Below are 5,639 nucleotides of genomic sequence, written 5' to 3' on the forward strand. Positions count from 1 at the left end.
CAGCCGGACGTGCACTTCACCGGCGCCGACATCAACCGCGTGGCGCTCGACGACGCGCGCACCCAGGCCTCGGCGCGGGGGCTCGGGAACGTCACCTTCGTCGAGTGCGACCTGATGACCCTCGACGGCCTCGACGTGCCCGCGGGCGGCTTCGACGTGATCCACTCGTCGGGCGTGCTGCACCACCTGAGCGATCCGGCGGCGGGGCTGGCCCGGCTGCGCGAGGTGCTCGCCCCCCACGGCCTGCTGAACCTGATGATCTACGGCAAGCACGGCCGCGAGCCGCTGATGCGGCTGGCCGCGGCGACGTCGCTGCTGTTCCCGGGCGAGGCACCGTCCCTGGCCGAACGCATCCCCGTGGCGCGCGAGGTGGCGCGCCTGGGCCGCGACACGGTGCTCGCCGGCACGCGCTTCGGCGACACGGCCGAGGTCGACGACGTGGAGTTCGTCGACCGCCTGCTGAACGTGAACGAGACGAGCTACGACGTGGGCGCGGTGCTCGCGCTGCTGGCGACGGCGGGGCTGGGCTTCGTGCGCTGGATCGAGCCGGCCGACTGGGACGTGGCGCGGCTGGTGCCCGCAGGGCCGGTGCGGGACAGGTTGGCGGCGTGCGATCCGGTGACGCAGTGGCGGTTCCTGGAGCTGATCCGGCAGCCGGCGGGATTGGAGCTGGTGGCGGGGCAGGCGGGGAACGGGTTGCGGCCGGCGTTGACGGCGAACGAGGCCGCGCAGGCCCGCTTTCGCCTGAACCCGGAGGCCGTGGTGCTGACGGGGGTGCGGCACACACCCGCGGGCGTGCGCACCGAGAGCGTCGAGGTGCGGCTGCGCACGCGGGAGCCGCTGCGCATCGGGCACCAGGCGGCGGCGGCGGCGCTGCTCGTGCTGCGGGACGATCCGCGGATCTGCACCGGCTCGGAACTCCTGGCCATGCAGGGCGACCTGGGCACGGCGCCCGACCTGGCTCTGGGCGTGCTGCTGGAGCTGGTCAAGGAGGAGATCCTGGCCCGGGCGGACTAGCGTCCGACCGCCTCAGGCCCCACGGGCCGCGGGTCAATCCAACCCCATCAACTCCCGCGCGTACTTCGGCGCCGGCGACCCGAATGACAGCAGCTCGTCGTGGAACGCCTTCAGGTCGATCTCCTTGCCGTGCTTCTTCTCGTACGCGGCGCGGATCCCGTTGATCTCCAGGTTCCCCACGTAGTAGGTCGAGAGTTGGGTGCTGCTCAGGCTCGCCCGCACCCACTTGCCGGCGGCCTCGCCCTCCTCCTGGAAGCCGTCGACCATCATCATCTCCATGGCCTCGCCCTCGGTCATGCCGTCGCAGTGGATGCGCTGGTCGATGATGGCGTTGATGATCAGGCGCAGGCGCATCTTGAGCTGCTGCAGGTGCACTTCGGGACCGCCGTAGCCGGCCTCGACCATGAGCTGTTCGGCGTAGGTGGCCCAGCCCTCGACGAAGGTGCCGCTCGAGTACACGGCGCGCAGCGGGGTGGCGGCCTCGTACCGGTTGGCGTGGGCGATCTGCAGGTAGTGGCCGGGCATGGCCTCGTGGATGGTGAGGTCCTGCAGCATATAATCGTTGTACTCGCGGTAGAAGGTCTCGGCGCGCTCGGCCGGCCAGTCCTTCGGCGTGGGGCTGATGGCGTAGAACGTGGTGCCGTTCTTTTCGAGGGGGCCCGGCGAATCGCAGTAGCCGATGGCGAAGCCGCGCTGGTGCTCGGGCATGACGATGATCTCGACCGGCTCGTCGGGCACGGTGACGAGCTTCTTCTTGCGCACGAACTCGGTGATGCGCGCGAGCCCCTCGCGGGCCTCGGGCACGATGGTCTCGTTGGTGGGCCGGTCCTCGGCCAGGCGGGCGAGCACGCGGCGGATCAGGGCGTCCTGGCCCGGCGTGGTGTCGTCGACGTGGCCGCCGAAGTAGTCGCGGTAGAGCGGCAGGGCCACCTCGACCATCTCGGCGCGGGTGGCGGCCAGGTCGCGCTCGGCGCGGGCGAGGATCTCGGCCGGGTCGAGGTCGCTGCTCAGCGAGTAGCGCAGCTTCTTCTCCCACAGCTTGCGGCCGAGGCGGAAGTCGCCGTTGGAGCGGGGCAGGAGGTCCTTCTCGAGCCACTGGCCGTACGCGTCGAGGGCGGCGATGGCGCGGGCGCGCACGGGCTTGAACTCGTCCTGCAACTCGGCGGGGGCGTCCTTCAGGTGCTCCTGCAGGCCGTCCATGACCAGGTTGATGACGCCGGGGTTCTGCCGGATGGCGGTCTCGGTCATGACGCGGGGCGGGTTGTCGAGGTTGACCTGGGCCGCCTCGAGTGTGGCGGGCAGGGCCTCGAGGCGGGCCTTCAGCGCACGCAGGCGCTGCTCGAGGGGGGCGAAGTCGCGGGCCAGCAGGTTGTAGAGGCCGTCGCCGGGGTTGTACACCGTCGGGTTCCAGCGGTGCTCCTTCAGCTCGGTGATCTCGAACACCGCCGAATCACAGGCGTCGCGCAGGGTGAGCCAGTCGACGCGATTGGCCGGCGAGAGGTCGGCCGGATCGATGGAGTCGAGCTCTTCGAGGGTGTTGCGGTAGAAGTCGCGGCGCGTCGCGAAACCCTCGCGGGTGAAGTCGGTGACCAGGTGGTCGAAGCGGTGGTCGCCCAGGTTGGTGGCCCACTCGGGATGCAGCTCGAGCATGCGGTCGAGGTGGGCACGGGCCAGGTTGGCGAAGCGCGCATCGGCGGCGCCTTCGCCGCCGCCGCAGGCGGTCAGGGCCACGAGGGCGAGCAGGGCGAGGGAGAAGCGCAAGCGGGACATGGAGTTTCCTTCCGGCTCAGACGCACGAATCGGGCCGGGGCAGGCCCGCCACGCGGCAGGCGCCCTTGGCCGGACCCTTGGGGAAGAGGTCGTAGATCTGCTGGAGCGAGCAGCCCGTCTCCCTGCACAGCACGCGGATCATGGGTGCGACCCCGCGCTCGGCCTGGTGGGCCCGCAGGAAGTCGATGATGCGCCAGTGGTCGGGGCCGAGTGCGGCGATGCCGTCGGCCGCAGCGAGGGCCGCGGCCAGCTCGCGGTTCCAGGACGCGAAGTCGATGAGGTAGCCCTTCTCGTCGAGGGCGTAGCTGGTGTCGCCAACGGTGATGTCGGGCATGGAGTCTCCGGATCGCAGCGGGAAAGGGCTGCTCCGGATGATAAGCCAGCCGCGCCTACTTCACCAGACCGAGCTTGAGCACGGCCGGTCCGTCCGGACCCTCGAGCCGCACCAGGTAGGTGCCGGCGGGCACGGCGCGCCCGTGCGCGTCGCGGCCGGACCACTCGAGGCGGTGCTCGCCGCGGTCGAGGGGACCGTCGTGCAGCACGGCCACCTCGGCGCCGCGCAGGTCGTGCACCGTGACGCGGGCCGGGCCCGGGTGGGCCAGGGCGAAGCGGATCCGGGTCGACGGGTTGAAGGGGTTCGGCCAGGCGTGCAGGCCCGCGCGGGCCGGCGGCGTGTCGTCGGCCGCGCTCAGGGGATCGAAGACGGTGATCGAGGTGCCGTCGAGCACGACCTCGTCGTAGTAGGTGCCGTCGCCGGCGGCCACGTAGGCCTCCACGGCGATCACGGGCGAGGTGCCGTCGGCGGCGCCGGTGAAGTCCCAGGTGAAGAGCTCGCCCGGGCCGGTGAGCCAGTCGGTCGAGCCGAGGATCACGCAGTAGCCGTGCCACTGGCCCGGCGCCGTGTTCTCGAAGCCGTCGAAGAGGAAGAAGCCGCTGTCCAGGAAGGCCTGACCCGAGTCGCCGCCGAGGCTCGTCACCACGGCCGGATCGTAGGTCACGTAGAGGTCGATGGTGCGCACGTTGGCGTCGAGGTCGTCGACGAAGACCGACAGGCGACCCGTCTCGCCCGGACCGACGGTGGTGTCGGCGGGCGTGAAGCGGAGGTTCACGACGGCGTGCGCCGGCCCGGACGCGCCGACGAGCGCGAGGCCGAGGATCAGCAGGGACAGCAGGCGGGTCTTCATGGTCGTCATTCCGTTCGGCCTGGGCGGGGGACCGCCGCAGCGATCCCCCGCGGGTGGAGGGGACGCCCGGCTCGCCGCCGGGCGCCCCTTCGTCAATCTACTTCATCAGCGTCATCTTGCGAACCTGGCTGTACGGTCCGGCGTCGATGCGATAGAAGTACACGCCCGAGGCGACGGCATGGCCGTCGTCGTTGCGCCCGGTCCACACGACCTCGTGCAGGCCCGGACCCCGGGTCTCGTTGAGCAGCTTCGCGACCAGACGGCCGTCCAGACTGTACACGTTCAGGCGCACGTTCTGGGCTTCCGGCAGCGAGAAGCTGATCTTCGTCATGGGGTTGAAGGGGTTGGGGTAGTTGGCGTTGAGGTTGAACACCCGCGGCGTCAACGTGCCCGTGCCCTGGCTGAGGCTCACCTCGAGATCCTTGTTCTCGATCGAGCGCGCGGTCACGTGGAGCTGGTCGAGGGCGACCGCCCCGGCCCCGCGCACGACGAACAGGTCGCCCGTGCCGGTGAAGCCGTTGTCCACGCCCATCACGGCCACGCTCACGTCGAGCGCATCGCCCACGTTCTTCAGGAACGTCAGCTCGGACTGGGCGTCGAGCAGGTCACCGGCCTCGACCAGGGCATGGGGAATGTCGGCCGTGACGCGCACGCCCTTCAGACCCGTCCCCTCGACCAGGCGCAGGCCCAGGTCGCCGTTGTCGTAGGTCACCCACTGCAGGTCGACCGCGTTGCTGATGACCGGCTTCTCCTTCGCGCCCGCCGAGACGACGCCGAAGTTCAGGGAGAAGATCATCAGGTCCTCGAAGTTGATGAAGTTGTCCGTCAGGGGGATGCCCAGACGGCTCCAGTCGTCGGTCGGGCCGACGTCGATGATGTTGCTGTAGGCCCCGCCGCCGGCCTGCGAGGTGCCGAAGGCCGCGCCGAGGGCGTTGATGTCCCACACGCCCACGTCGCCGTCGGGACCGCCGCCGCCGCCGGACGCCACGTCGCCGAGCCAGTAGTTGGTGGCGCGGTCGACCGCGGCCGGGGCCGGGCTGGCGTTGCCCGCGGCGTCGACCGCGAACACGGTGTAGTAGTAGACGCCGCGGCTGGTCGCGTCGGGCCAGGTCGGGGTCGCGGTGTTGGTGCCGACGGGCACGTCGGGCAGCGCCACCCACTCGGTGGTCGCCACGAACGGGCTCGAGGGCGGGGTCGGGATGGTGCCCGGCAGGTCGTCGTACTCGGGGTAGGCCGAGACGCCCACCGTGCCGTCGTACCACAGGCCGCCGAGGACCACGTAGTGGTCGACGTCGGCGCCGTTGTGGGTCCAGTCCACGTGCACCTTGTTGTGGCCGGGCGCGGCGGTGATGCCGGTGACGGCGGCGGGGGCGGTGCAGTCGATGGTAATCGTCGTACTCGGGAGATTCACGGGAATCGTTGCGTTCGACGGATCCCGGAGCACCAGGCCGTCCAGGGCCACGGTCGCCGTACCTTCGGATCCCGTCAGAACCTCGATGGTGAACATGGAGGCGGCGCCGTTGGCGGCCTCGTAGGGGTCGCCACCCGAGGCCACGGTCGCTGCGGTCACGGTGACCGTACCATCCAGGTTATTCACAAAGTACGCATTGCCGGTTCCGTTGAAGATGTCCTTCATTCCCGTCACGGCTCCCAGAGTCGCTTCGGGAG

The 5,639-nt window shown here is 70.5% G+C and carries 5 protein-coding genes; 1 reads left to right on the plus strand and 4 read right to left on the minus strand.

All coding sequences use genetic code 11. From position 1 onward, the window contains the following. Positions 1-1,017 (plus strand): class I SAM-dependent methyltransferase (locus KDM41_16950; GenBank protein MCB1185113.1); only part of this gene is annotated, 1,017 nt, incomplete at its 5' end. A gap of 33 nt (positions 1,018-1,050) precedes the next feature. Here the strand turns inward: KDM41_16950 and KDM41_16955 are convergent. From KDM41_16955 to KDM41_16970, 4 genes are all read right to left on the minus strand, one after another. Then, complete coding sequence (locus KDM41_16955; protein MCB1185114.1) at positions 1,051-2,787, minus strand: DUF885 domain-containing protein; 1,737 nt, start codon at positions 2,785-2,787, stop codon at positions 1,051-1,053. 16 nt (positions 2,788-2,803) lie between these two features. Beyond that, a complete protein-coding gene (locus KDM41_16960) occupies positions 2,804-3,121 on the minus strand; it encodes a TusE/DsrC/DsvC family sulfur relay protein (protein MCB1185115.1) in 318 nt (105 codons plus the stop codon). A 55-nt stretch (positions 3,122-3,176) separates the two neighbouring features. Beyond that, on the minus strand, positions 3,177-3,971 hold the full coding sequence (locus KDM41_16965) for a hypothetical protein (GenBank protein MCB1185116.1): 795 nt from the start codon (positions 3,969-3,971) through the stop codon (positions 3,177-3,179). 97 nt (positions 3,972-4,068) lie between these two features. Then, the coding region (locus KDM41_16970) for a T9SS type A sorting domain-containing protein (protein ID MCB1185117.1) at positions 4,069-5,639 on the minus strand (1,571 nt) is incomplete at its 5' end.

The organism is bacterium (assembly GCA_020440705.1).
In the GTDB taxonomy this organism is placed as follows: Bacteria; Krumholzibacteriota; Krumholzibacteriia; order LZORAL124-64-63; family LZORAL124-64-63; genus JAGRNP01.

What these genes read in the sequence shown, in the direction of transcription:
- KDM41_16955 (MCB1185114.1), bottom strand. Translation starts at nt 2,787, where the DNA reads ATGTCCCGCTTGCGCTTCTCCCTCGCCCTGCTCGCCCTCGTGGCCCTG.
- KDM41_16960 (MCB1185115.1), bottom strand. Translation starts at nt 3,121, where the DNA reads ATGCCCGACATCACCGTTGGCGACACCAGCTACGCCCTCGACGAGAAG.
- KDM41_16965 (MCB1185116.1), bottom strand. Translation starts at nt 3,971, where the DNA reads ATGAAGACCCGCCTGCTGTCCCTGCTGATCCTCGGCCTCGCGCTCGTC.